Origin of the sequence: Streptomyces sp. NBC_01450 (genome assembly GCF_036227505.1) — a bacterium.
Taxonomy (GTDB): domain Bacteria; phylum Actinomycetota; class Actinomycetes; order Streptomycetales; family Streptomycetaceae; genus Streptomyces.
The window spans coordinates 10,343,016-10,366,912 of record NZ_CP109480.1 but is presented as its reverse complement, the minus strand read 5'-3'; the positions used below and the strand labels follow the sequence as shown (position 1 = coordinate 10,366,912).

25 protein-coding genes and 2 pseudogenes are annotated in these 23,897 nt (G+C 69.6%); 13 read left to right on the top strand and 14 right to left on the bottom strand.

Features of this window, described 5'->3' with window-relative positions:
• Positions 1 to 318: 318 nt before the first annotated feature.
• A complete protein-coding gene (locus OG568_RS46270; protein WP_329535949.1) occupies positions 319 to 690 on the bottom strand; it encodes a hypothetical protein in 372 nt (123 codons plus the stop codon).
• Positions 691 to 739: 49 nt separating this feature from the next.
• Between OG568_RS46270 and OG568_RS46265 the strand changes: the two genes are divergently transcribed.
• Positions 740 to 1,525: a TIGR03619 family F420-dependent LLM class oxidoreductase gene (locus OG568_RS46265; protein WP_329536633.1), complete on the top strand. Its 786-nt coding sequence runs from the start codon at positions 740 to 742 to the stop codon at positions 1,523 to 1,525.
• Here OG568_RS46265 and OG568_RS46260 read toward each other — a convergent pair.
• The 4 genes from OG568_RS46260 to OG568_RS46245 all read right to left on the bottom strand — a co-directional run bounded on the left by OG568_RS46260 (position 1,509) and on the right by OG568_RS46245 (position 4,564).
• Positions 1,509 to 1,769 (bottom strand): hypothetical protein, encoded by a 261-nt coding sequence (locus OG568_RS46260; protein ID WP_329535948.1) that lies wholly within the window; start codon positions 1,767 to 1,769, stop codon positions 1,509 to 1,511. The two genes, OG568_RS46265 and OG568_RS46260, sit on opposite strands and share 17 nt — an antisense overlap.
• A 162-nt stretch (positions 1,770 to 1,931) precedes the next feature.
• Complete coding sequence (locus OG568_RS46255) at positions 1,932 to 2,714, bottom strand: IS630 family transposase (protein WP_329534954.1); 783 nt, start codon at positions 2,712 to 2,714, stop codon at positions 1,932 to 1,934.
• Positions 2,603 to 3,073, bottom strand: a complete 471-nt coding sequence (locus OG568_RS46250; RefSeq protein ID WP_266624875.1) for a helix-turn-helix domain-containing protein — start codon at positions 3,071 to 3,073, stop codon at positions 2,603 to 2,605. Before OG568_RS46250 ends, OG568_RS46255 begins: the two co-directional genes overlap by 112 nt.
• A 255-nt stretch (positions 3,074 to 3,328) precedes the next feature.
• Complete coding sequence (locus tag OG568_RS46245) at positions 3,329 to 4,564, bottom strand: aminotransferase class V-fold PLP-dependent enzyme (protein ID WP_329535947.1); 1,236 nt, start codon at positions 4,562 to 4,564, stop codon at positions 3,329 to 3,331.
• Between the two features lie 335 nt (positions 4,565 to 4,899).
• On the opposite strand from OG568_RS46245, the pseudogene OG568_RS46240 reads away from it, so the two are divergent.
• From OG568_RS46240 to OG568_RS46210, 7 genes and pseudogenes are all read left to right on the top strand, one after another.
• A pseudogene (locus tag OG568_RS46240) lies at positions 4,900 to 5,031 on the top strand (MBL fold metallo-hydrolase); the annotation flags it as partial.
• Positions 5,032 to 5,546: 515 nt separating this feature from the next.
• Positions 5,547 to 6,053 (top strand): annotated as a pseudogene (locus OG568_RS61615) (alpha/beta hydrolase family protein); the annotation flags it as partial.
• Between the two features lie 213 nt (positions 6,054 to 6,266).
• On the top strand, positions 6,267 to 8,450 hold the full coding sequence (locus OG568_RS46230; protein ID WP_329535945.1) for a SpoIIE family protein phosphatase: 2,184 nt from the start codon (positions 6,267 to 6,269) through the stop codon (positions 8,448 to 8,450).
• Positions 8,451 to 8,817: 367 nt separating this feature from the next.
• Positions 8,818 to 8,958 carry a hypothetical protein gene (locus OG568_RS46225; protein ID WP_329535944.1) on the top strand — a complete coding sequence of 47 codons (141 nt, stop codon included), beginning with the start codon at positions 8,818 to 8,820 and terminating at the stop codon, positions 8,956 to 8,958.
• A complete protein-coding gene (locus OG568_RS46220) occupies positions 8,940 to 9,164 on the top strand; it encodes a hypothetical protein (RefSeq protein WP_329535943.1) in 225 nt (74 codons plus the stop codon). The genes OG568_RS46225 and OG568_RS46220 overlap by 19 nt, the downstream gene beginning before the upstream one ends.
• The gene (locus tag OG568_RS46215) at positions 9,161 to 9,925 is read left to right on the top strand and encodes an SDR family NAD(P)-dependent oxidoreductase (RefSeq protein ID WP_329535942.1); all 765 of its coding nucleotides are present in this window, start codon (positions 9,161 to 9,163) and stop codon (positions 9,923 to 9,925) included. The genes OG568_RS46220 and OG568_RS46215 overlap by 4 nt, the downstream gene beginning before the upstream one ends.
• 107 nt (positions 9,926 to 10,032) lie before the next feature.
• Positions 10,033 to 10,944 (top strand): ABC transporter substrate-binding protein, encoded by a 912-nt coding sequence (locus tag OG568_RS46210; RefSeq protein WP_329535941.1) that lies wholly within the window; start codon positions 10,033 to 10,035, stop codon positions 10,942 to 10,944.
• A gap of 139 nt (positions 10,945 to 11,083) precedes the next feature.
• On the opposite strand, the gene OG568_RS46205 is transcribed toward OG568_RS46210, so the two are convergent.
• Positions 11,084 to 11,695: a LysR substrate-binding domain-containing protein gene (locus OG568_RS46205; RefSeq protein ID WP_329535940.1), complete on the bottom strand. Its 612-nt coding sequence runs from the start codon at positions 11,693 to 11,695 to the stop codon at positions 11,084 to 11,086.
• On the opposite strand from OG568_RS46205, the gene OG568_RS46200 reads away from it, so the two are divergent.
• Complete coding sequence (locus tag OG568_RS46200) at positions 11,651 to 11,977, top strand: hypothetical protein (RefSeq protein WP_329535939.1); 327 nt, start codon at positions 11,651 to 11,653, stop codon at positions 11,975 to 11,977. The genes OG568_RS46205 and OG568_RS46200 overlap by 45 nt on opposite strands.
• Positions 11,978 to 12,178: 201 nt before the next feature.
• Positions 12,179 to 13,870, top strand: coding sequence for an acetolactate synthase large subunit (locus OG568_RS46195; protein WP_329535938.1), 1,692 nt, complete (start codon positions 12,179 to 12,181; stop codon positions 13,868 to 13,870).
• Positions 13,871 to 13,997: 127 nt separating this feature from the next.
• Here OG568_RS46195 and OG568_RS46190 read toward each other — a convergent pair whose 3' ends face one another.
• A complete protein-coding gene (locus OG568_RS46190; protein ID WP_329536632.1) occupies positions 13,998 to 14,786 on the bottom strand; it encodes an ArsR/SmtB family transcription factor in 789 nt (262 codons plus the stop codon).
• Between the two features lie 163 nt (positions 14,787 to 14,949).
• Here OG568_RS46190 and OG568_RS46185 point away from each other — a divergent pair, with 163 nt between their 5' ends.
• The gene (locus OG568_RS46185; protein WP_329535937.1) at positions 14,950 to 15,297 is read left to right on the top strand and encodes a VOC family protein; all 348 of its coding nucleotides are present in this window, start codon (positions 14,950 to 14,952) and stop codon (positions 15,295 to 15,297) included.
• A gap of 37 nt (positions 15,298 to 15,334) precedes the next feature.
• On the opposite strand, the gene OG568_RS46180 is transcribed toward OG568_RS46185, so the two are convergent.
• Positions 15,335 to 15,529, bottom strand: a complete 195-nt coding sequence (locus OG568_RS46180; protein WP_329535936.1) for a hypothetical protein — start codon at positions 15,527 to 15,529, stop codon at positions 15,335 to 15,337.
• 108 nt (positions 15,530 to 15,637) lie between these two features.
• On the opposite strand from OG568_RS46180, the gene OG568_RS46175 reads away from it, so the two are divergent.
• Complete coding sequence (locus OG568_RS46175) at positions 15,638 to 17,116, top strand: hypothetical protein (protein ID WP_329535935.1); 1,479 nt, start codon at positions 15,638 to 15,640, stop codon at positions 17,114 to 17,116.
• A 134-nt stretch (positions 17,117 to 17,250) separates the two neighbouring features.
• On the opposite strand, the gene OG568_RS61610 is transcribed toward OG568_RS46175, so the two are convergent.
• The 6 genes from OG568_RS61610 to OG568_RS46145 all read right to left on the bottom strand — a co-directional run bounded on the left by OG568_RS61610 (position 17,251) and on the right by OG568_RS46145 (position 23,055).
• Entirely contained in the window at positions 17,251 to 17,520 is a 270-nt protein-coding gene (locus OG568_RS61610) for an ATP-binding protein (RefSeq protein ID WP_443077829.1), read from the bottom strand.
• A gap of 177 nt (positions 17,521 to 17,697) precedes the next feature.
• The gene (locus OG568_RS46165) at positions 17,698 to 18,267 is read right to left on the bottom strand and encodes a GNAT family N-acetyltransferase (protein WP_329535934.1); all 570 of its coding nucleotides are present in this window, start codon (positions 18,265 to 18,267) and stop codon (positions 17,698 to 17,700) included.
• 77 nt (positions 18,268 to 18,344) lie between these two features.
• On the bottom strand, positions 18,345 to 19,280 hold the full coding sequence (locus OG568_RS46160; RefSeq protein WP_329535933.1) for a MerR family transcriptional regulator: 936 nt from the start codon (positions 19,278 to 19,280) through the stop codon (positions 18,345 to 18,347).
• A 90-nt stretch (positions 19,281 to 19,370) separates the two neighbouring features.
• A complete protein-coding gene (locus OG568_RS46155; protein ID WP_329535932.1) occupies positions 19,371 to 21,110 on the bottom strand; it encodes a hypothetical protein in 1,740 nt (579 codons plus the stop codon).
• Between the two features lie 149 nt (positions 21,111 to 21,259).
• A complete protein-coding gene (locus OG568_RS46150; RefSeq protein ID WP_329535931.1) occupies positions 21,260 to 21,430 on the bottom strand; it encodes a hypothetical protein in 171 nt (56 codons plus the stop codon).
• The gene (locus OG568_RS46145) at positions 21,427 to 23,055 is read right to left on the bottom strand and encodes an FAD-dependent oxidoreductase (RefSeq protein WP_329535930.1); all 1,629 of its coding nucleotides are present in this window, start codon (positions 23,053 to 23,055) and stop codon (positions 21,427 to 21,429) included. Before OG568_RS46145 ends, OG568_RS46150 begins: the two co-directional genes overlap by 4 nt.
• Before the next feature lie 62 nt (positions 23,056 to 23,117).
• Here OG568_RS46145 and OG568_RS46140 point away from each other — a divergent pair, with 62 nt between their 5' ends.
• Positions 23,118 to 23,840, top strand: coding sequence for a TetR/AcrR family transcriptional regulator (locus tag OG568_RS46140; protein ID WP_329535929.1), 723 nt, complete (start codon positions 23,118 to 23,120; stop codon positions 23,838 to 23,840).
• The last annotated feature ends 57 nt before the right edge of the window (positions 23,841 to 23,897 follow it).

Here is a 23,897-nt window from a genome sequence, read left to right as displayed (position 1 = left end):
ACCCCCGGAGCGCCGTTGCCTGACCCGCGGATTCGAGCTGTGTCCCCCGGGACGTGGCCAGGCTCAGGGGCAGACCGAGCGTTGGCCAAGGGAGACCGGCATGCCAACAGCGCCCTCTGAGCCATCGTCCGTGGGCCGCATGCAACGCGGCTCACGGACCAGGGACTACGTCGCCAGACGCACCGCGGAGGGCATGTCCACGAAAGACGTCATGCGCAGGCCGGTCCGTCCACGGTCCAGGAGCGGACGATGCCTTCGACGCGAGCGTTCGCCACCGTCGTTCGCGGTTCCGAGTGCGGTCCCCGGGCAGTGAATGGGCTACCGGTCGAGGGTCACCGAGTTGTAGGGCGTCAGGTTGAAGCTCCCGATTTCCTGCACCTCGAGCGCCACATGGCAGCCGACGCCGTTGTAGCCGGTGCACAGGCTCATGCTGGCACCGCCGTACTGGTTGTTGAAGACGTAGTGGTCGCCGTACTGGCTGCTCAGGTTGTGGGCGCCGTAGCTCCAGTACACGTTGGTCGGGTGGGGGTCGAGGTACGGGTTGCGGTCCTGGCCCCAGATGCAGACGGCTCCGTACGGGCAACCGTTCCAGTCGCCTTCGGCGGGCTTCGCCCGCGCCGTGCCGCTCATCGCCACGACGGCGGTCGCCGCGATCGCCAACGCGGCGACGCCGCGGAAGATTCTGCGCATGTCGTTCCCCCATGTCTGAACCGGTCGCCGGAAAGGACATCACTATCGGCTGCGCGCCGTCGCTCATGCCATCGTTTCGACGGTGCCCGAAAGGGGTTTGGGCCGGCGATACCGCAGGATGAAGTGCCCCCGAAGTCGCGCGCCGTTTCCCGGGGGCGGGGCGCTGCCCAGGGTGTATTACCGCACGCTCGACCCATTCGTCGCGTTGACGGCGGCCGCGGCGGTGACCGACAACCTGGTGCTGGGAACCGGAGTGGCTCTGCTGGTCCAGCGCGATGTGATTCATACCGCCAAGCAGGTAGCCAGCCTGGACCTGGTGTCCGGCGGCCTGGTGATCTTCGGCGTGGGCACGGGCTGGAGCCGTGAGGAGATGCGCAATCACGGCACGGATCCACGCACGCGGGGACAGCTGCTGAACGAACAGTTGGCCGCGATCAAGGAGATCTGGAGCAAGGACAAGGCCGAGTTCCACGGCGAGCACATTGGCTTCGACCCGATTTTCTCTTGGCCCAAGCCGGTACAACGCCCGCATCCGCCCATTTACATTGGTGGCGATGGCGAGGCGGCGTTGGCCAGCGTGGCGGCGCACGGCGATGGCTGGATGCCGCACTCGGTGGGCCACCCGGCCCGCGTCCCGTCCCAGTTGAACCGGTTGGCCGAGGTCGCTGGGGACAAGCCGGTGATGGTGGCGTCCGTGTCGGCCAGGTCCGAACTCATCGCCGCTTACGCGGAGGCGGGAGCTGACCACGTAGCACTTTCGCTGCCGACCCAGCCCGAGCCCGAGACTCTGCGCATGCTCGACATGTTCGCCGCACTTGTCAGCGACTACCGGTAGCCGACGGGGCTTTCAGCTTCAGGTGGCACGTGGCACACACTCCGGTCCGGACGCCCGACCCGACCAGCACGAGCTTGAAGCCATCGACGAGGTCCTGCGCGAGGTCCTGGACGACGTTGACGGACGGAACAGTCGCTGTCTCGTGCTGCACCGGATCTCGCTGCCGCACCGGCCCGAGGCGGCGGCCAAGTCCGCCGCCCCCGCACACTTCAGGCACCGGCCGCTGCGGGTCCACGCCGGTCACGCGAAAGCCCTCCGCAGCGACTCAGGTGAACCCAACCCCGTGCACCGCGCGACAACCGCCATGGCCGTCCCCCGTCTCCGACCCGGATCGTCCCCAGGCGCACGGCGAGTGGCTCGCCAACCCCGTCTTCTCGGCCGTCCGACAGCTAGTAGACTGTCGCAGCTAATTCCTGGGATAGAGGTGGCGCAGTTTGATGCGTGCGTCGTGGGTGGTGAACTGCCAGTCCACCTGACGTTGGTCGGTGTTGGTGGCGTTCTGCCAGGCTGAGAGTTCGGTGTTGAGGGTGTCGAGGTCGCCGATCCGGCGGTCGAGACATTGCCTGGTCAGCGCGGAGAGTTCGATCTCGGCGATGTTGAGCCATGACCCGTGCTTGGGCGTGTGGTGGATCTCGAGGCGCTGAGCCAGGGCGAAGGCCTCTTCTGGTTCGAATGCCTCGTACAGTGAGGCGATGCCGTGGGTGTTGAGGTTGTCCATCACCAGCACAACCGTCTCGGCATCGGGGTAGTCCACGCTCAGCAGCTGCCTGACCTGGCCGGCCCAGTCGATCCGGGTCCTCTGGGACAGTGCCTGAACTCGACGCCACCCGCGCAGGGGTTCGACCCATACGAAGATCGAGCACGTGCCGCAGCGGATGTACTCGCTGTCCTGGCAGGCGTCGTGACCTGGGCGGGCCGGGAGCGGGTCGCGGACATGGCCGAGGAGCTGGTAGGGCTTCTCGTCCATGCACACGACCGGACGTGCCGGGTCATAGGGCCGGGCATAGACGGCCAGTACGTCTTCCATCCGGGCCGCGAACTCCGCGTTCGCCCGTGGTGGGATGGTCCAGCACTTCTTCAGGTGAGGACGCAGTTCCGTTTTTTTAAGACCCGGCCGATGGTGGAATGGTCCAGATCGGGGATGTCTTCGACCAGTGCGACGTGCTTCTCCAGCAGCCGCAGCGACCACCGGGTATAGCCCTGGGGTGGCTGTGAGCACGCCATCGCGATCAGCCGGGCTTCGACCTCACCGGTCACCGGTGAGGGCACCGGCGGGAGGTCGCGCTTCTTCCGCGCGATGGTGGCGTGAACATCGCCACCGGTTTCGGTGAAACGCTTGGCGACCAGCCGCAACGTCTCACCGGAGACGCCGAGCCGGGCCGCGATCACCTCCTGCGAGCCGATCCCGCCTGCAGAGGTGTCGAGTGCGAGCAGCACCCTCGCCCGCCTGATTACCGAGGCCGGATGAACCCCCGTCGTGGTCACCCGGACCAACTCCTCGCGGTCCTGCGCGGTCAGCACCACCGGCCTCTTCTTCTGCGAACCCATCGCACCAGTCCTGTCCGGCAGAGCGGGAGAGGAATCTGCCAGACGCAAGCCTCTCAATCAAACAGCCCATACCTAAGCAGCGACACGCTACTAGTGCCGCGGCAGGCAACGTTTGCCCGTCAAGGAGCGGCGTCCGGTGCGTGCTCTCGGCGTGCCGGCCGGAAGTCCTCGTACTGGACGTACTTGGGCTTTCGGCCGGTGCGGCGAGAGGGCGTGCCGGGCGTCGCGACGGGGCGAACGTTGCCTGCCGCGGCACTAGCGCGTACTCCCGGAGCGGCGGGCTTCCCGAGCCCACGCGCGGACGACGGGGACACACTCCTCGGCGAAGTACTCGTAGTCGGCCGGGGTGTTGTAGACGTGCGCGGACAGCCGTAGGTAGCCGATCCCGTCGAAGCTGGTGAAGGCGGCCTCCAGGCCCAGTTCGGCGCTGGCCCGGTCCCGCAGGGCGTCGGCCTCGATGCGGGTGGTGCCCAGCCCGTCGGGGAGCCGAACCAGCCGCATACCGGGTACGGGCATGCCGACGTCGATGGGTTCCGCGGGACCGCCGGCGAACGCGGCCCCGACGATCCGGGCACCGTGCTCGGCCAGCTCGTCCATGTACTGACGTGCCGTCTGCCATCCCCAGGTGTGCTCGATGAAGTCGAGTGCCGTGGGCGCGGCCAGCGAGCCGGTGGCGTCCAGCGTGCCCTGCTGGTCGAAGCGCTCCGGGAAGGGTTCGGCCGCGTTCCAGGAGTCGATCAGCGGATGGAGGTCCTCGCGCAGCGGGCCCCGGACGACGAGCGCCGCCGTGCCGCGGGGCGTGCACCCCCACTTGTGCAGGTTGCCGACCCAGGCGTCGCAGACCAGGCCCTCCAGCGGGGCGGCGAGCAGCCCGGGGGCGTGCGCGCCGTCGACCAGCAGCGGGATACCGCGCCGCGCCGCTTCGGCGCCGACGCGTTCGACCGGCATCCGTCGGGCCGTCGCCGATGTGATCTGGTCGAGGACGATGAGCCCGGTCGAGTCGTCCACCTCGGCCATGACCGCCTCGTAGGCCCGCTCCGCGTCGGCCGCCAGCGGTACCCGGGCCGTGCGCACCCGCGTGCCCCAACCGCGTGCCAGTCGCTCCGCCCCCATGGTGACCGCCCCGTAGCCGTGGTCGGTGACCACGATGTCGCCGCCCGGCCGCGCGGCCAGCGCCGCGTAGACGGTGCTGGCGCCTGCACTCGCGTTGGGCACGAGGGCCAGGTCGCCGGCGTCGACCCGCAAGAACGTGGCGATCTCCGCACGCACCGCGGCCATCCGGTCCGGCAGTCCCGGGAACCATACGACCGGGGCCCGGTCCATCTCGGCCCGCAGCTCGTTCTGGCGCTGCTGGGCAATCATCGGGACCGCGCCGAAGGAGCCGTGGTTGAGGTGGCGCATCTCAGGGTCGAGTGTCCAGGCGTGGATGGCGGGCCGGCCGTCGTCCAGCAGAAGGGGGCGGGGCACCGTGACGACCTCGGTCTTGCTCACTTGACTCCTTGTTCGTTGCGGCCGGTGCGGCGCGGTCCGTCGGGGTACCGCGGTGCGTCGTGGCAGGGGCGTGGCGCGAAGACACTCCGGCAACGGCTGGCCGGCTCATATGCCCGGACGACCGCGGACCCCGGACACCATACATATGACGAAGGCGCGCCCCTGATTCTCCCTGACATGCCGCTGAGTGGAGCACACCGCCCGACTCCCACGACGCACGGCGCATGACGTCGACCATGCCTGTTGCGGAGGCGTTCGGTCAGCGGTCGGTCGAGCAGGGCGTCTCGGGCCGTGGGCGCTCGACCGCCACGTCGGACAGCAGTTCCCGCAGGCCGCCCCAGCGACTCGCCCACCCTGCCGGCGGCGCGTGCGTCGACATCGACCCGGAGCAGTCCGAGGCCTCGCGACGCGAACTGCTCGACTCCCTCGCCGACACGGACACCCTGGTCCTCGGCACCCACTTCGCGCAGGCCGGCCACCGGCGCGCAGGTGACCGTCCGTGTCGTATGAGGTGTCGGGCAGCCAAGGGTTCGGGGACCGTGATGCGGAGACCCGATCTGCCAGTCGGACCAATCACTAGATCATGCGATGCGTCTCAGCGTCTTGCCGATCTACTCTGCCAGACAGGAAATGCGCCGCATCCGGGACGGACACCGGCCGCCGCCAGCGGGAAACAATTGAGTGGGTATTCGCTCGCGAGCTGCTCACGGAACGGTTGACAGGTACAGCAGTCTTGACCGTCCAACTGCCCGAAATCAAGTCATTCCTGCAATGGACCGAGGCCGCAGCGTCACCGGGCAGCGAGCGCTTTCATCTCGACCTGGACACACACCTGGCACGAATCCTCGCGAACGGCTGAACGTGAGAGGTTCGGGGGTTCAAGACATCCGATACGGCTGCTCCGCCAAGCGGCTATTACGGGCCGGCGAATCATTGGCGGGTTATATGCGACTATGTTGAGATTGGGACGTGGAATACTGGGATGGCCAGGCGCCGTAGGAAAATCGAATTCGTCGGTTCGCGGGGCGTTCCTCTGGTGGCGCGCCTGGATCTGCCGGAGGGGACGCCTTGGGCGTACGCCGTATTCGTCCCCTGCCTCACGTGTGGCAAGGACTGGCTGGCGGCCGCTCGGATCTCCCGGGAGCTGGCCGAACGCGGAATCGCGGTCTTCAGTGTGGATTTCACCGGCCTCGGTGAGTCCGGGGGCGACTTCGCCGACAGTACGTTCAGCTCCGATGTGGACGATCTCGTGCGTGCCGCGGACCATTTGCGCAGGCACTTCGCGGCACCGTCGATCCTCATCGGGCATTCCCTGGGCGGCGCGGCGGTGCTGGCCTCCGCTCACCGGATACTCGAGGTCACGGTGGGTGTGGAGAATGCTCAGCGGATCCTCGACGCGGCACGGCACCCCAAGTCGTTCATCGATCGACGGCGCCGACCATCTGCTCACCGATCGTGCCGACGCCCGCTATGTCGCGATCATGCTCGCCGCGCGGGCCGACCGTTACGCCCGTGGTCCGGTCCGAGCAGGCCCCACGTGAGGGCGTCGACCGCGGCAGGCGGCGAGGCGGTCCGGGAGCGGGCGACCTCACGGCGCTTGGGCCACGAGCCACCGGTCGGCCAAGGCTTCCGCACCACACGATGGGGGTCGACAGCCGGGCTTCCCGCGCGGGGTCGGCCGGTGCGGACGTACGGTGCTGGTATGTGCGCCATACGGGAAGACGGCGCCGCACAGCCCGACGGGTCCCGCCCCCCTTCGTCCACCACCGATTCGGTACGCCGGGCCGAGCTGGACCGGCTGCTGGAACTCGCCGTGCGCGACACGGGCGTGCATGCGGGAGCGGTCTTCCTGCTGGCGCCCGACAGACAGGCGCTACGGCTGGAGGTGACCGCAGGGATACCGGCGGAGTATCTCGCGCCCTGGTTCGGGGTGGCGCTGTCCAGTCCCGTTCCGGTGGCCGAGGCGGTGCGCGAGCGGCGGTTGGTCTGGCTCGCCGCCCCCCAGGAGCTCGCCCGTCGCTACCCGCGCCAGGCGATCGCCCTGCCGTACCACCATGCGGTGGCCGCGGCGCCGATCCTCACCGGCACCACGGCCTGGGGCACGCTGCTGCTGTTCTGGTCCGGCTCCGACGCGTCCGGGACCGGGACCGCCAGTCCGAGCCCCGAGCGGGTCCGTGTCGCCGGTCGACGTCTCGGGCGATTCCTACGTGACGCCGCCGACACCGGCCACCCCCTCAGTCCCGGACCGGCACCACGTAGCCTGCCGCAGTCGCCCGCCCGCAGGCCGGCGCCCGCCGAGGCGCTGGCCGCCGCGGACTTCGCCGAACGGCTGCCGGAGGGCAGTTGCTCGCTCGACCTCGAGGGCAGGTTCACGTACATCAGCACCACCGCCGCCACCCTCCTCGGCGGCAGCATCCCCGATCTGATCGGTACACGCCCCTGGCAGTCCTTGCCCTGGTGCACCGAACCGGCCGCCTTCGAGGACCGCTTCCGCGCCGCCGTGGTCAGTCGGCAGCCCAGCCGCTTCACCACCATGATCGCGCCGGAGCGGTGGCTCGCATTCGAGCTCTACCCTGACGGGTCCGGGGTGAGCGTGCGTATCTCGCCGACCGATCCGGGCGGGGCCTCGCAGGCCGCGCCCGCCAGGGCAGGGGCGCCCCAGGGTGAACCGATTCGCCTGGGCGAGGCCTACCGGGTGCTGCACCTGGCCACCGCCCTCTCCGAAGCCGTGGGCGTGGGCGACGTGGTCGATCTGATCACCGAAGAGATGCTGCCGGCCTTCGGAGCCCAGACCGTGGCCCTGCTCGCGGCCGAGGACGGAAGAATGCGCGTCATCGGCTGTCGCGGATACCCCGCCCGGCTCTTGGAGCAATTCGACGGAGCGCCGCTGACCTTCCCGGCACCCGCGGTCCAGGTCCTCGCCACCGGCGTGCCCAGCTTCTTCACCACCATCGAGGAGCTGTCCCGGGCCTGTCCGTCCGCCCCCCGCCAGGACGGTCTCCATGCCTGGGCCTTTCTGCCATTGATCGCCTCCGGGCGCCCGGTGGGCTCGTGCGTGTTCGCCTTCGACCGCCCCCACCCTTTCCCCGACCAACAGCGGGTCGTCTTCACCGCACTCGCGGGACTGATCGCGCAGGCGCTGGAACGGGCCCACCTGTACGACACCAGCAAGGAGCTCGCGCAGACCCTGCAAGCGGCCCTGCTCCCCGACTCGCTGCCGGACCTTCCCGGACTGAACGCGGCCGCCCGTTATCTGCCCAGCGTCCGCGGCATGGACATCGGCGGCGACTTCTACGACCTGGTCCGGGTGAGCGACACCATCGCGGCCGCAGTCATCGGTGACGTTCAAGGCCACAACCTCACCGCCGCCGCACTCATGGGTCGGATCCGCCCCGCCATCCGCTCCCACGCCCTCGCCGGGGCCACACCGGCGCAGGCCCTCGCACGGGCCAACCGCCAGCTGGTCGACATGGACCCGGGCCGCTTCGTCAGCTGCCTGTACGCCCATCTCGACCTCGCACGCCACCGGGCCGTCCTGGCCACTGCCGGGCATCCCCCGCCGGTACTGCGGTACCCGGACGGGCACGCCGAGGTCCTTGCCCTGCCGCCCGGGCTACTGCTCGGTATCGATCCCCACGCGGACTATCCCTCCACCGAGATCCCCCTGACGCCCGGCACCGTCCTCGCCCTGTACACCGACGGACTCATCGAGACTCCCGGAGTGGACCTGGGCGACGCCATGACCGGGCTGGCCGCCCAACTCGCCCAGGCCTGGCCCCAGCCCATGGACCGACTGGCCACAGTCTTGATCGACCATGCACGGCAAACCGCCACCCGGACGGACGACATCGCCTTGCTGCTCATCGGTCTCGCCACCGCCGGATAGGACACCCGTAGTTCCGACGGCCGATCTGGTCACCGCTCATCGCGCATCCCTCCGTCAAGTGCCGGTAGGCACTACGTACTTACAGGCCTGTCGGTAGGGCCTGCGTGCTCAAAAGAGGTGCCGCCAAACAGGCAGCGAGGGTTACGGAAACCGCTCCACGCACACCTCGGCCCGGCGCGGGCGACCGCACCGGGCCCGCTGCGTCCGGCAGCTGCGATGCCGCCGGTGCAAGGTGCCGGTTCGGCACCTCAATGAGTGCGGGCGAGGAGCCTTGACAGCACGGAGGCGGGCTACCACGATGGAAACTATGGAAACTCGATCAGTTCCTTAAGTTTCCGAGCGTGACGGGCAGCATGCTGACGCCATCGTGGAGGCGGCCGGCGGATCGGCTCAGCTCGCGACGGAGCGGGGCGATGCGCTGCTCCGCCAGTACGTGGAACAGCGTGTGGACGCGGTGATCGGGACGGACACCGGCATCGACTACTACCGGTGCCGCCCGAGCTGCTGAGTGAGATCACCCGCGGCGCGTTGGAGCGGCTGCTCACCTCGCAGTTGCCGCACGAACTCGACTGGGCGGCGGTCGCTCTGTTGCGGGCGACCGTCGACACCGTGCTCTACGGGGCGATCCGCCCGGCACACACCGGTATCGGCGATGGACAACCCCGGGCGGTCAATCCGACGGCCCGCAATGACGAGCAGGAGGTGGGCTCATGACCGGGACAGCCGGCAGGGTGGCATTGGTGACAGGGGCCAGCAGTGGAATCGGTGCGGCCACCGCGCGCCTGCTGGCCGCGCGGGGAATGCGCGTGGTGGTCAACTACCTCAGCAGCAGCAAGGCGGCCGAGGAGGTCGTCGCCGGTATCGAGGCCGAGGGCGGCCAGGCCATGGCCGTACAGGCCGATGTACGCGAGGTGGCCGCGGTCGAGAACATGGTCGGGCAGGTGCGGGCGGCCTGGGGCGGCATCGACGTGCTCGTGCACAACGCGTTGATCCCGTATGCGGTCAAGTCGTTCCAGGACATGACGTGGGAGGAACTGGGCGGCAAGCTCGACGCCGAGATGCATGCGGCGTTCGCCGTCACCAAGGCGGTCCTGCCCGCCATGACCGAACAGGGCTGGGGACGCATGATCTATATCAGTACCGGCCTCAGCCGTCGGCCGCGGGAGAACATGATCGCGCTGGGCACGTCCAAGGCGGCGCTGGAGCAGTTCGGCCGGTATCTCGCGCACGAACTGGGCCCGCAGGGCATCACGGTCAACATCGTCGCGGCCGGCCCGGTGGAGGACACCCGGATGGCCCGCATGACGGATGTGTTCGACGATGCACACAAGCAGCGGCAGGTGGCCGCCACCCCCGTGGGCCGCCTGGCACACCCCGCCGACGTCGCCCAAGCGGTCGCCTTCTACGCGGGCGAGGACAACGCCTTCATGACCGGTACCACGGCCGCGGTCAACGGCGGAATGTCCATGTACTGACACCCCACTGTTCACCGCGCAGGGGCCACACCATCCCGGTCCAGCACGAACCGGCACACCGACCCCTCACCACCGTGGACCGCCGCGCCCGCGACACGCGCGGGCGCATGACGCTGACTGACACGATCAAGGGAACGTTCATGTACACGATCGATCTCGCCTACGTCGGACGGGGCCTGCACGAGGAACTGGCCGCCTACATCGCCGACCAGGAGGACTACTACGCCCAGGAAGGCGTCCACGTCGCACTGCGCGACGGCTGCACCTGGGACGAGGAGCGGCTGCGCCGCGGCGCCACCATCGGACTCGGCCGGGCCCTGCTGTCCCGACTGACCGACGCCACCCCCTGGGTCGCACTCAACGTCAACACCCACCGCCCGCTGTTCTGGTTCCTCGCCCGCCCCGGCCTGACCTCCCTGGCCGACCTGGCCGGCCGACGGCTGGCGGTACACGCCCCCCACACCGCACCCGGATGCTTCACCCGGATCGTGCTGCGCAAGGCAGGCCTCGACCCGGACCGCGACATCGACACCATCGTCCGCATGCCCGGCGACTACGGCATGGACCTGCGCCGACTGCACGACGGCAGCATCGACGCCGCCCTGGTCGGCAGCACCATGGCACCAGAGGCAGTAGCAGCCGAACACGGCTGGCACGTACTCGGCTGGGTCGGCGACCACTTCCAGATCCCCACCGTGGGCCTGGCCGTCGACCCCACCTACACCGACCCCAACGACCCCGCGGTCCAAGCCGTCCTCCGCGCCCACCGGCGCGCCCTACAGGTCATCCACAACGACCCCGACACCACAGTGCGGCACATGCAGACATTCCTCGGCGGACACACCGCGGACGAAATCCGGGCCCACTACAAGTCGTTCATCGCACCGCACTTCACCACTGACGGCCAAGCCGACCTCGCCGTCGGCGACACCGCCATCACCGCGGTCGCCGCCGAACTCGGCGTCCCCGCCACCTTCACCGCAGCCGATTTCTACCGCACCACAACCACCACACCGTAGGAGTATCGACCCGCAGCGTTGTTCACACGGCAGATCGGTGGGTCGCCGCCGAGTGCCGTGTGGCAGCGGTGGTGGACGCCGACGATGGTTTCCGAACAGAGGCCGTCGCCGACGCCGCCCGGCGCATTCATCGAGAACGTCACTCCTTGTGATCTGTCGCCGACTTCCGGTCTCCGGACCCGAGGTCGTGCAGGTCAGGCTCCTCCGGTGCCGTGGATGCGTATGCGTCGGCGAGCTCGAGAAGCGCGCGAAGAGGTGCACTGGGGCGCCGCGTCGACGAGGTGGCGATCGACAGGGTCCAGCGCAGCGTTTCGTCGCCGACGGCCAGGACACTGAGGTCGGGGGTGTCGGGTACGGCGAACTCCGGCAGGAGCGTGATGCCCAATCCGCATCGGACGTAGGCCGCGGCAGACGCTATGTCGGCCTCCACGGACACCCTGCGGCGCACCCCGGCCGTGGTGAATGCCTGATCCACCAGATCGCGGCTGCCGGATCCCGGAGGGAAGTCGACGAATTCCTCATCAGCGAGTTCATGCAGGGCCACGCGCCGCCGAGAGGCCAGCCGATGGCCGGTCGGCACCAGGAGCAGGGCGGGGAGGTCCATGACAGCCGCAGCGGTCATGGACCCGATGTCGATGGCGCCTCGAAGTGTGCCCTGGTTTCCGCGTACCGCGTCGCGGGCGGCCCACACGGCGTCCAGCGCGGCATGGGCCTCGGGCAGCAGCGCCGCCCCGGCGTCGGTGAGGGACACCCGCTGCGAGGCGCGCTGTTCAAGGGCGGTGTCGGCACTGCCAGTTCGGTCGCCCTGCCCGACTCCAGGGCCGGAGTCCTGGCGATGTTCTTCGTCTCCTGCTACGCCGGTATGGGAGTTCCGCCGGTCCTGTTCAGCATCGTGCTCGGCCATCTCACCATCGAAGCCGCGGTGATCGTCTTCGCGGCGGCGCTTTCTGTCGGGGCTGTCCTGGCAGTCGTCGCGGCGCTCCGCACGGGCGCCGTCGGCTCGACGCGGAGGTCACACCGGCACGCCCGGTGAACGGGTGAGGCCGATTCGCGATGGCACGCCGTCCGTATCCGGCTCCGGCGTGCGGGCCGACCGCCGACCGCAACGCCTCCGAATGGCCCAGGCGGCCCTTGCGGTGCGTGAGCTTGCGCTCGGGTTGGTACCGGTCACCCGCCACCTTGGTCGGCGGCTGATGAGTGGCCGGGACGGGCGGGAATGCCTACGTTTCGTCTCATGGGTACCGAAGGCGCGACCGGATCGCGGAACACGGCAGGAGTCGAGGACGTCGCGCACCTGTTGGTGCGGTGTCTGCGGGCCGAGGGCGTGGAGTACGTTTTCGGGATTCCCGGTGAGGAGAACATCCGCTTCGTCGACGCCCTGAACGATTCCGGGATCCGGTACGTCCTGGTCCGCCACGAGCAGGCCGCCTCGTTCATGGCGGAGATCTACGGGCGGCTGACCGGCCGGGCCGGGGTGTGTTCGGCCACGCTGGGGCCCGGCGCGATCAATCTACTGCTCGGCACCGCGGACGCCACGACCAACAGCGCGCCGATGGTGGCCCTGGCCGCCCAGGGCTCCCTGCGCCGTGTCCACAAGGAGTCGCACCAGGTCATCGACCTGGTGTCGATGTTCGCTCCCGTCACCCAGTGGGCGGCCGGCATCACGTGTCCGGACGCGGTGCCGGAGATGACGCGCAAGGCGTTCAAGACCGCCCAGAGCGAGCGCCCCGGCGCCGTGTTCCTGGCCGTGCCGGAGGACATCGAGACGCAGCGTCCCGCCGAGTCGCTGGCACCCCTGCAGATCAACACGGTGTATGCCGGCGCGCCGTCCCCCTCCCAGATCGCGCGAGCGGTCGACGTGCTCACCACTGCACGGCGCCCTGTGGTGCTGGCGGGCCACGGCGCCGCCAGAGCCGGGGCCTCGGCCGCCCTCGTGCGGTTCGCCGAGCGACTGAACCTCCCGGTCGCGACCACGTTTCACGGCAAGGGCGTCTTCCCCGACGACCACCCCCACGCCCTGGGCGCGGTCGGCTTCATGCACCACGACTACGGCAACTTCGGCTTCGACACGGCCGACGTGCTGGTCTGCGTGGGGTACGAGATCCAGGAGTTCGACCCGGCCAGGATCAATCCGGGCGGCGACAAGCGGATCCTGCACGTGCATCGTTTCCCGGCCGAGGTGGACGCCCACTACCCGGTCGCGGTGGGCATCGTAGGTGACCTGTCGGAGGGGCTGGACGCACTCGGGGCCGCACTGCCCCAAGGACTCACCTACGAGTCCGGAAGCAGCGCGAGGATCCGTGCACTGCTCGATGAAGAACTCCGGTACGGACGCGGCAACGACGCGTTCCCCCTGGTGCCGCAGCGCGTGGTGTCCGATGTCCGCACCGCGCTGGACCGTCACGACATCGTGCTCGCCGACACCGGCGCCGGAAAAATGTGGATGTCCCGCCTCTACCCGACCTACGAACCGGACACCTGCCTGGTCTCCAACGGCCTGTCCACCATGGGGTTCACGCTGCCGGGCGCCATCGCCGCCAAGCTGGCCCGGCCGGACCGACGAGTGCTGGCGATGATGGGCGACGGCTCGTTCCTGATGAACTCCCAGGAGTTGGAGACCGCCATCCGCGAGTCCGTCCCGCTGGTCGTCCTCGTTCTGGTGGACGAGGAATACGGCCTGATCACCTGGAAGATGGAACTCGAACTCGGCCGCCACAGCCACACCCGGTTCACCAACCCGGACCTGGTCGCCTACGCCGAAAGCTTCGGCGCACGCGGCTACGCGATCGAGTCCGCCGACCAACTGCTGCCCGTGCTGCGCCGCGCCCTCGACGACGACGCGGTCTCCGTGATCGCCTGCCCCGTCGACTACTCCGAGAATCTGCGTCTGACCGACAGGCTCGGCAGCCTCCACGGCCCGTTTTGACCTGCCGCTGGGCTCGCGCGTCGGACAGTGCGGGCGAGTGACCACCGTAGAGGGAAGATCCGGTCGTACGCGGGGTTCTGTGGTCGCCCGCGGAGTGAATACGGGAAGGGCTGTGGCGAGTGCCGTCTCAGGCGTGCCCGGGAGACATCTCCCATGGCGCCTGCGGGAGGACATCGCCGGTCTCGAGCAGCGACTTGAGGTTCGCCAACACGGCCGGCCATCCGCGCGAGATGCCGTTGAGCATCTCCTGGTTGGGGAGATGCTCGTGGGTCACCGTGAGGCGGACGATGTCCTCGTGCGGTTCGACCAGAAAGGTGACAACCGACGGCTCTCTCGGCGATTCAGCGTCGGGGGCGTCCTCGAAGGTGATGACCAAGCACGTCGGGGGCTCGGCCTTGATCACTTGACCGACGACATCGACGGCGCCTGAGCCGTCGACGCGTCGATGCTCCCAGGTCGAGCCCGGCTGCCAGTCGGAGACATTGGCGTGTCCCCAGTAGCGCGCCGTCAGGTCCGCGTCCGTCAGGGCTTGCCACACCTGCTCCGCGCTTGCGCGGATGTAGGTGACATAGACGTAGGTCGGCACGGACGTGGGTCCGTTGGTCATGGCATGCTCCTCTGCCTGGTTCTTGATGGCACTGATCGCTTGCAGGCGGGGTTTGTCGAACCCCGATATCCAGCGCTCCTCCATCTCGTGGATCGGTGTCGGGTTGAGGTAGTGGAGCCGCTCCCGTCCCCGTCGCACGACGGTCACGAGATTAGCCCGCTCCAGGATGTCGAGATGTTGCGTCGCGGACTGACGCGCCATGTCCAAGCGTTCACACAGCTCGCCGAGTGTCTGGCCGTTGTGCTCACGCAGACGGTCGAGCAGGAGTCGCCGGGTGGGGTCGGCCAGCGCTTTGAAAACCAAGTCCATCGCTCTAGCTTCGAGGCTCACACCTCATTATGCAGGTACTTGCCTGCATAATGTCAATGGCGGTCTTCGTTGGCCTGTCTTCACGGAGTGTGCGTGGCGGAGGGTGTGGCGTAGTACTCCTGTTGAGGCATGGAGACAGGTTTGCTCTCACTTGGAGTCGTCGATGACCGTTCGTCGTGTCGTGCCCAACATCCGGTCGGAAGTCGTGCAGGAAAGCCAGGAGTTCTACGGTCTGCTGGGCTTCGAGGAGGTCATGAACCACGGCTGGATCGTGACGCTTGCCTCCCCGTCCAACCCGGCAGCACAGATCAGCCTCATGAGCAGTGACAGGACGGCACCGGTCACTCCCGACATGAGTGTGGAGGTGGATAATGTGGACGCGGCCTATGAGGTCATGCGTGCGAGTGGGGCGGAGATCGTGCACCCCTTGCAGGACGAAGAGTGGGGAGTGCGCCGGTTCTTCGTCAGGGATCCCAACGGGCGGGTGGTCAATGTGCTGAGCCATCGATGACGTGCCCTGACACCACACGCCCCGTGAAGTGCTGGCCTCAGCGCCCCATGACCGCACCGCCGCCTTCACCGCAGCCGGCTTCCCGGTCGCCGTCATCAGCGAACCATCCCCCGCATCGGGCGCCGACGAATCGTTCTTGACCACGCAGCCAGGATCCGTACTGGCCTTCCAGTTCTTCATCCGTTGACGCGATCGTGGGCACGTCCACGCCCTGCGCCGAGAGCAACACCATCTGGGCTCGACGCCAGGTCACCACCGACCCGAACCCGACCGGGCAAGCGGGCCCGCGGCCCGGCAGCCCGCCCGGGGGCCGAACATACGTCCTGGTTAGGGTGCGGCCATGTACCGCAGCAACGTCGACGGCGTACCCGTCCTCCGGTTCCCCGAACCCGGGCCGCTCCACGCCACCCTGCGCTTCGGCGTCGGAGCCCGCGACGAGACGTACCGCACGCTCGGCATCAGCCGCCTGGTCGCCGCCCTCGCCGTGCACGCGAGACGACAGCGGCTCCCGGACGGGGCCGAGCCCGTCGTGTCCACCGGCATCGAGGAGACGCGGTTCACGGTCTCGGGTACTCGCGAAGAAGTCTCCGACTGCCTGGGGGCACTCTGCCTGGCGCTGTCCGACTTGCCTGCCGACCGGCTCGGCGAGATGGCGCACACGCTCGACGGCGAGGTCGCCCGGTCCGTCGACGGCCCGCGGACCGTCGGTGCGCTGAACGCCCAGTACGGATCGCAGGCCTCCGGCCTGGAGGGTCACGAGCGCAGCCAGCACCACCTGCCGAGTGCGGACACGCTGCTCGGGCACGCCGCGGCCTGGTTCACCCGGGCCAATGCCGTCCTGACCCTGACCGGACCGAACCCCGCCGGCCTGCGGCTCCCGCTGCCCCCGGGCGAGCGCCCGCGCCGTTTCGCACCTCAGGCTCGCTATCCGCGCGCCTCCTGGACCCACCGGAACATCGACGGCGTCGCGCTGTCCGCCGAGGCCCCCGTCGGGTCCGTGGCCATGGCGGTCGCCCACCGGATCCTCCGGGAACGGGTGACCGCCGCCCTCGCCGGCCGGCGGGTGTCCGCCGTCCCGGCTGAGGCGGCCACAGCGCTGCACGACTCCGTCACGGTCGTCCGACTGCTCCTCGCCTCAGGCCCCGCCGGCGGTGCCGAGGACGTGGCTGCGACGATGTGGTCACAGGCGCTGAGCCTGGCCAGGGACGAACCCGCTCCGGCCGAGGTGGCCCGGCACCGTTCCCTGCCGGAGGACCCTCCGCCGCGAGCACGCACCCTCGACGACGCGGCCCGTAGCGAGCTGTTCGGGATCCCTTTCCTCGATGAGGGCAGCCGACGCCGCGCCCTGGAGGGCGTCACCCCCCAGGACGTGCGCGACTCCTGGCAACGGGCCATGGAGAGGGCCCAGTTGGTCGTCCCGGCGGGGCTGCTCCTCCACCTCCCCGGCCCGAACGGCCGCCGACTGTGGTGCACCTCCTGCTGGACCTGGGACGAAATCCCCCCGCGGGGGCAGGAGTTCCGCGAACACCTGGGGAAACGCGCGTTCAGGCGCGCCGCGGAACGGCACTGGGTGGTTCTTACGCCCAGGTCGGTGGTGTCGTGCACACCCGGCGTCTACCACGAACTCCGCTTCGACGACGTCATCGCGCTCGAACGGTGGGGTCCCGAGCGCAACCTGATCGGCCGGTGCGGCTGCAGCATCGGAGTCGACCCGGCCTGGTACCGCGGCGGGCACCGGCTGACCCGTGCCGTGGACGAGGCCGTCCCGGCGGATCTCGCCTTCGACGGCGTCGAACTCCCCCTGCCGGACCGGTCCTAGGTTCAGCACCTCTGGTCAGCGCCATGTCCGGATGAGGATCACGGTCACTCTCGTCGACGCGGTGTCGGCGTCCGGGGACGCGATGAGGCGGGCGGCGTCGGCTGTACAGATCAGTTGGACACGTGCGGTCCCGGTCAGCCGCCCAGTCCCCACGGCAGGAGGACCTGGGCCGGCCGGATGCCGGTGGCGGGTTCTCCGACCTCCACGACACCGGTCTCCGGGATACCGCAGATCGACAGTCCGAGGCCGCTGCCTTCCGTTCTGGTCCGGGCGGTGTCCGACGTGCAGGAGCGGTCGAAGACGCGCGGCAGGATGTCGGCGGGAATGCCCGGTCCGCTGTCCCGCACCTCGATGACCGCCCACCTCGTTTCGAGCCGTACGGCCGTGGCGGTGTCCGGGGCCATCCTGGTCGCGTCCTCGTCGTCGGCGAGTTCGTCGGAGCCGTTGACTGGCGAGGCGGGTGTCCAGGTGGCCCTCGGCGACCTTGTGGGACGCGCGGCGCAGCTCCCGTAGGTGCGCCGGGGCCCACGGCCACGGGCCACTGCTGCGCATGAGGACGCCGGGGCCGCTACCCGGCCGGGTCAGCGGTCGCGCTCACGTATGTGCAGGTGACCGGCGAGGGGGTATGCGGGCGGTGCCGCGGGCAGGAGCGTGATCAGCTCGTATCCGCTCTTCTGCGCGACGCTGCATGAGGCTGTGTTGTCCACTTGATGCAAGAGTTCAAGACGCTTCAGTCCGTCACCGGGGAGGGCGGTGAAGGCCCAGTGCGTCAACGCCTGCAGTGCTCGGGGCGCCACTCCCCGGCCGCGCGCATGCGCCGCGGTCCAGTAGCCGACCTCGGCGGACGAAGCGCCCGGGGTGACGTTCTTGAGGACCACGTGACCCGCCAACTGTCCCTCGACGCCCGCAACTTGGGATTCCATGACGGCAAATCCGAAGCGGTCTTCCCTCTCCCAGGCTCGTTGCTGGTCCTCGATCCACTCTGCCGCGCTCGCCTCGTCGTTCACCGTTGAGCTCGTCCATCGGCGCAGGACGTCATCCTGATACAGCTCAACCAGGTCGGCGGCGTCCGTCGCGCTCCAGGGACGCAGTATGAGAGCGGGGGCCGACGGTGTGGCGTCTGCCTCCAGCCGCGCGCTGATCTTGTCCATCGGGCGATGGTACGTGGCCGCGGTGGCTTTCATGGCCACGTCCGGCTGTACGGCAGGGCTGTTGGGTCGTCGCGCCATCAAGCTGCCCGTATCCGCAAAGCTGTGACGGACCAGTCCATCGCCGGGGCGAGACGTTCCGGTACTGGCCAGTCGTTGATCAGCGCGAGCAGCCGGAGGTACTCGTCCCTGTCCGGATCGCTCGCGGCTTCCAGACGACGCAGCAGCCACCGGTGCAGGTCGGCGTCATCGGGGCGGCCGTGGGCGAGCGCGCAGTGAGCGGTGAGCGCTGCGACGACAGGATCGGCCTGGGGCGAATCCGGGCTGATGCCGCACGTCATGGCCGGTCTCACGAGATCACGAGCGACGGCGACCATGTCCGGTCGCGGTGGGGTAGGGGTGCCGTCGGGCAGGTCGGCCACATGGTCTTCAGTCAGGCGCCGCAGACTGGCGCGGAAATCCGGGTCCAGGGACAGTTCGGCCAGCTCCACCCATGCCCTGACCTGATCGTCTGTGGGGTTGTCGGGGAGCTCGGGTGTCATGGAGCGTCGAGCTGCGGCATAGTGGGAGCCGTTGCCGAGGCCTTCGAAGACGGTGTCGAGGAAGTCGTCGATCAGGCTTCGGCGTTCGGCTTCGGACAGCGTGGCCAACTGGTGCATGAGTTCCATCTCCTTGGGGGTGGGCTCGCGTTCGGCAGCAGCCGTCAGCACCGCCCGTCGCAGACGCAGAATGCTGATCTGCACGTCCAGTGCGGCGGCGTGCTCCGCGGCGACTTCGCTGAGGGAGAGTTCCTGATCCACGACCCGCCGAATCGTGTCGAGGCCGACTCCCAGTTCGCGCAGTGTCCGCACGAGGGCAAGGCGAGCGACGGCATCCGGGGCGTAGCGCCGATAGCCGGCGTGGGTGCGGTCAGCAGGCGCCACTATGCCGCGATCGGAGTAGAACCGGACCGTCTTGACTGTCAGCCCGGTGCGCTGGGCCAGTTCACCGATCGAGTAGAGGATGCCGCCGTCCATGAGCTCACCTTCCTGTCTCCCCCTGCAGGAGACTCAAGCCCGCGCCGGACGTCTCCACACCCCGTCCTGCCCGCTGCCTGCTTCTGCTTCTCACCCCTCCAGGTCCGCTGCCAACTCCGTCCTCCAGTGCGCGGACATCCGCAGAGACAGGATCGTCGCGGCGGCCGCCGGCGCCCCCGCATCGACGAACTCCCGCAGTGCGCGTGCCGCCTGCACCCGCAGCGCCCACGCACTGAAATCGGACTGCGTCACGGGGTCGTTGTCGTCGTGCCAGGCGCGCTGCCCACTCACCATCTGCCGGGCCGCCGACGCCTCCGCGGTGAGTGTGCGGATGCGTAGGTCCAGGGGGCTGTCCGGGGCAAGGTCGACCGTCTCGCCACGGGCGGTGCGGGCCAGCGCGTCGCTCACCTCGTCGTACACGTCGAACCGGGTCTCCGCCGCCAGTCGCCTCAGCTGTGCGCCCATCACCGTGCGCAGACGGTCAGGCGGTGTCCGCTCGATCAGTGCGGCCAGGTCGAAATCCCGGACATTGGCGACGTACCGGTTCGCGTCCCGGTCGACGTCCTCCAGCACCGGCAGGAGCAGGGCGCTCGTCAGCTCCGCGTCGGTGTCGTCGTCCGGCCGGTACATGATGCCGAACTCCCCCTCCAGTTCGGCCAGGAAGCGGGCGTACGTCGCCGTCGACCCGGGCCAGGAGTCGCTGCCGCCCTCGCGCGGCGACAGGACATGGCGCACGCCCTCGGGCCCCGGTACGCCGTCCTCGATGACCGTGACCTGGACCTCCGGGCCTCGCCTGGTCAGGGCGACCGCGCGTGTGTCCGCGGAGACCCTGCGCAGCACCTCCGGGCGGGTGAACTGGGCGGCGCCGCCCTCCTGGGTCGCGTAGGTCCATCCGCCGGCGCTGCCCGCGCGGACCATCGGACGGTACGCCGCCCACGGCGAGTTCGCCGCCGCCTGGGCCCGGGCGCGCGTGCGGGGGCGGACGGTGTCGGGTATCGCGCCCAGCCTGCGCAGCAGTTCGGCCGGGGTGAGGTGCTCCGCGAAGACGACGTCGGGCTGAGTCGGCGGGGGCGGGGTCGGGGTCCTGTGCCGGACCATGACGAGGTACGCGCCGCTCGACCGGCGCTCCGGAGCGAAGAGCGGCTCGGCGGGAGCCGGCGGCTCCGGCTCCGGTTCTGCGGACCCGGCGGCCAGCGCGAGCGGGGAGACCGGGTCGGGGACGGCGGTCGTCTCGTGGTCCCACAGCAGGACGCCCTCGTACGCCAGCGGGGTCCGGCCGTTGAACGGGCGGCCTCTTTCCAGGGCGTCCGCGAGGTCGGCCAGTGCGTGGCGCAGGGACGCCCACCCTGTGAACGAGGGAGTGTCCTCGTCGAAGTAGCGGCCGAGGCGGCCCCAGTTGTGGCTGGGGTAGCAGGAGAGGAACAGGCCGTCGGAGGACTGCCAGCCGACGCCGAGGGTGATGAGCAGCCAGTCGTGGTGCCAGTACGTGGCGAGTTCGTCGTAGTCCTCGTCGTCCTCGTCGAGGGCGTCGTCGTCCGGGACGCTCGCGCCGACGCCGCGCAGGAACTTGGTGCTCTTGACGATGTCCGCGACGCGGGACGGTGGACCGTAGTGCGCCAACACGGGTGTCCCTGGCTGGAGTTCCACGCCGTCGTGACAGCTCAGCGAGGCCACCAGGTCGGGGTGGAAGCGGACCCCGAGCGTGCGCTCGGCCGCCCTGATCTCCGACGGCGACGCCGGCGGACGCAGCAGGGCGTGGCTGACGGGCGCATGCCGCAGCAGCCAGGTATCGATACGGACCCACGAGTCCTCAACGGCGGGAACACTCATGATCGGACCATACGGGGCGCCACTGACAACGGGCTCGAGGCAGAAGTGACGGTGGGCCCTGGGTGTGCGGCCTGTTCCGAAGCCGTCTCCCGCCCCGACAGCGAAGGGCGTTGAAAGGGCCAGCCCGGGCACGGCGCGGGCGGGCCCTTTCAACGGTGCCGGGACGGCCCTCGCGCGGTGGATCGAGCGGGAGTTGGCGCGCTGGGCTCGCGGCTACCTCCCCACCGCGCCGCGAGCGGTTCGACCGGGCTGAAGTCCAGGACCGTCACACCCCGCGGGAGCATCGGCTCGGCGCCGAGTTCGAGCAGCACACGGGTCATGAACGTGGAGTCGAGCCGCGCGTTTCCCTGTTTGCGGGGGCCGCCGGCGCGCCGGTCCATCGGTGCAGGGCGTCTTCGAGGCCGGTGACGGCGGCGATGCCGGTGGTGTCGGAGGCCCAGGCGACCACCCCGTCCGGGCGTACCAACACCCCGGTGGGCGTCGCGTGGTCGTCGGTCACGCTGCTTACTCGCCCGGCCCAGGCCGCGGCGAGGCGGGCGAACGCACCGTCCGGAGTGCGGTCGAGCAGCAGGAACCCGCCGCCGTGACCGTGGTCGACCAGACGAGAGCCGTCCTTCAGCCACAGGTCGGGGGCGAACCGCCCGACCAGCGGATGGTCGCCGGGCAGGTCGATGCGTTGCGTGACGCCGGAGATCTTCTTGACCGCGTAGGTCGTGCCCTCCCGAGTGCTCAGCAAGTCGCCGACGACCTCCCGGAGCGCGGCCGACTTGGCGTCCCCGCGCATCACCCCGATCTGGGCCCGCGTCCAGTCCAGCACCCAGGCGCCAAGGGGACGACGCTCGGCGTCGTAGGTGTCGAGCAACCCTTCGGGTGCCCACCCGGCGACCACGGCACCGAGCTTCCAACCGAGGTTCATCGCGTCGCCGACCCCGAGATTGAGCCCCTGACCGCCGAACGGTGAGTGCACGTGCGCGGCGTCGCCGGCCAGCAGCACCCGCCCCGACCGGTAGGTCGCGGCCTGGCGGGCGTTGTCGCTCCAGCGGGTCGCGGCGCCGCGCAGCGCGGTCAGCGTGATGTCGGTGCCCGAGACCCGGCGCAGACTGGTCTGCAACTCCTCAAGGGTGACCGGCGCCACGGGGGTCCCCCCGCGCGAGCGGAGCCGAGCGTGGGGGAGGTCGGCGGGAGCGCCGTCGAACTCCACGGTGACCACCCGCCCGGGCTGTGGCCCGTAGCGGTACGCCCCCCGGGTCGACCACGCCCATCCGTTCGCGAGCTTCTCCGGGTCGGCGATGTCGGCGACCGCCAGATGTCCGGTGAGTTCGGGGTCGGTGCCGGGGAAGTCGATGCCCGCGAGGCGGCGCACGGTGCTGCGCCCGCCGTCGCACCCGACGAGCCACCTGGTGCGCACCGTGCCGGCGGTGGTGCCGACGAGAACGCCGTCACCGGTGTCTTCGAGCGCGGTGACCTCCACCCCACGACGCACCGGTACGCCAAGTCGCGCGACATGCCCGGCCAGCAGTTCCTCCAGCTCGCGCTGCGGCACCATCCTCGCTCCGGCGACCGCGGTGTGTGCGGCGAGGTCGGGGTCGGACCAGTCCGTGAGGTCGGCGTCGAGGACCATTCCGGCGAAATGCCCCGTGAACCGCGTGTCCGGTGCTCGTCGGCCGCCACCGGGCGGTTGGTCGTCGTCGGCCGTGCGGGCGAACGACCCCACCCGCTCGAGCATCTCGCGCTGCACCTGTTCGGCGGCAGGGAGCAGGCCTCGGCGGTCGAGTGCCTCGGCCGTCGGCACGTTGATCGACCCCGCCTTCATCGCCTCGTTCGGCTCGGCCAGTCGCTCGAATACCTGCACCGTCGCCCCGGAGAGCGCCAGCTCGGCGGCGAGCACGAGGCCCACCGGCCCGGCGCCGACCACGGTCACGTCCACGTCCTGATTCGCATTCATCTTCATTGTCACGAACAGTGTTCTATATACGAACACTGTTCGTGTCAAGCTATGATGACCGGGTGAACCCGAGAGAACGACGCGCGGCACGCCACCAGCCGCCGAACCCCGAGGCCAAAGCCGCCACCAGGCCGCGGCGCCGCAAGGACCCGATCACCGTGGAACAGGTCATCGACACCGCGCTGGGTGTCGTCGCCACAGAGGGCTATGAGGCACTGACCATGCGCCGGCTGGCCGGCGCGCTCGACACCGGACCCGCCTCGCTCTACGCCCACGTGGTCAACAAGGCCGACCTCGACGAGCTGCTCATCGGGCGGCTGTGCGCCGAACTCGTACTCCCCGAGCCCGACCCCGCGGCCTGGCGGGAGCAGATCCGCCGCGTGTGCATCCAGATTCGCGACCAGTACCTGAAATTCCCCGGTATCTCCCGCGCCGCGCTCGCCATGGCCCCCACCGACCTCGAGACCGTGCGCGTCAGCGAAGGAATGCTGGCGATCCTGCTCGTCGGCGGCGTCGCCCCGCAGGCCGCCGCCTGGACCATCGACGCCCTCTTGTTGTACGTGGCCGCCTACTGCCTGGAGATCTCCATCGTGAACCAGCGCAAGGTCCACAACGAGGCGGAATGGGTCGTCGACACCGACGAGCTCCAGCGCCGTCTGACCACGCTGCCTGCCGAGACCTTCCCTCACACCACCCGCTACGCGGCCGAGCTCACCGCCGGCGAGGGCCACGACCGGTTCGACTTCACCCTCGCCCTGATGATCGACGGCGTCGCCCACCGCTAGGACCTGTCCGGCGGATCAAGCCGGAGGGAAGCGACGGCGCCTCATCAGCACGGGTGA

What these genes read in the sequence shown, in the direction of transcription:
- OG568_RS46270 (WP_329535949.1), bottom strand. Translation starts at nt 690, where the DNA reads ATGCGCAGAATCTTCCGCGGCGTCGCCGCGTTGGCGATCGCGGCGACC.
- OG568_RS46175 (WP_329535935.1), top strand. Translation starts at nt 15,638, where the DNA reads ATGTACCGCAGCAACGTCGACGGCGTACCCGTCCTCCGGTTCCCCGAA.
- OG568_RS46230 (WP_329535945.1), top strand. Translation starts at nt 6,267, where the DNA reads ATGTGCGCCATACGGGAAGACGGCGCCGCACAGCCCGACGGGTCCCGC.
- OG568_RS46185 (WP_329535937.1), top strand. Translation starts at nt 14,950, where the DNA reads ATGACCGTTCGTCGTGTCGTGCCCAACATCCGGTCGGAAGTCGTGCAG.
- OG568_RS46180 (WP_329535936.1), bottom strand. Translation starts at nt 15,529, where the DNA reads ATGGTGTTGCTCTCGGCGCAGGGCGTGGACGTGCCCACGATCGCGTCA.
- OG568_RS46145 (WP_329535930.1), bottom strand. Translation starts at nt 23,055, where the DNA reads ATGAATGCGAATCAGGACGTGGACGTGACCGTGGTCGGCGCCGGGCCG.
- OG568_RS46190 (WP_329536632.1), bottom strand. Translation starts at nt 14,786, where the DNA reads ATGGACTTGGTTTTCAAAGCGCTGGCCGACCCCACCCGGCGACTCCTG.
- OG568_RS46215 (WP_329535942.1), top strand. Translation starts at nt 9,161, where the DNA reads ATGACCGGGACAGCCGGCAGGGTGGCATTGGTGACAGGGGCCAGCAGT.
- OG568_RS46195 (WP_329535938.1), top strand. Translation starts at nt 12,179, where the DNA reads ATGGGTACCGAAGGCGCGACCGGATCGCGGAACACGGCAGGAGTCGAG.
- OG568_RS46165 (WP_329535934.1), bottom strand. Translation starts at nt 18,267, where the DNA reads ATGGACAAGATCAGCGCGCGGCTGGAGGCAGACGCCACACCGTCGGCC.
- OG568_RS46200 (WP_329535939.1), top strand. Translation starts at nt 11,651, where the DNA reads ATGGGCCTCGGGCAGCAGCGCCGCCCCGGCGTCGGTGAGGGACACCCG.
- OG568_RS61610 (WP_443077829.1), bottom strand. Translation starts at nt 17,520, where the DNA reads ATGGCCCCGGACACCGCCACGGCCGTACGGCTCGAAACGAGGTGGGCG.
- OG568_RS46250 (WP_266624875.1), bottom strand. Translation starts at nt 3,073, where the DNA reads ATGGGTTCGCAGAAGAAGAGGCCGGTGGTGCTGACCGCGCAGGACCGC.
- OG568_RS46210 (WP_329535941.1), top strand. Translation starts at nt 10,033, where the DNA reads ATGACGCTGACTGACACGATCAAGGGAACGTTCATGTACACGATCGAT.
- OG568_RS46160 (WP_329535933.1), bottom strand. Translation starts at nt 19,280, where the DNA reads ATGGACGGCGGCATCCTCTACTCGATCGGTGAACTGGCCCAGCGCACC.
- OG568_RS46155 (WP_329535932.1), bottom strand. Translation starts at nt 21,110, where the DNA reads ATGAGTGTTCCCGCCGTTGAGGACTCGTGGGTCCGTATCGATACCTGG.
- OG568_RS46150 (WP_329535931.1), bottom strand. Translation starts at nt 21,430, where the DNA reads ATGACCCGTGTGCTGCTCGAACTCGGCGCCGAGCCGATGCTCCCGCGG.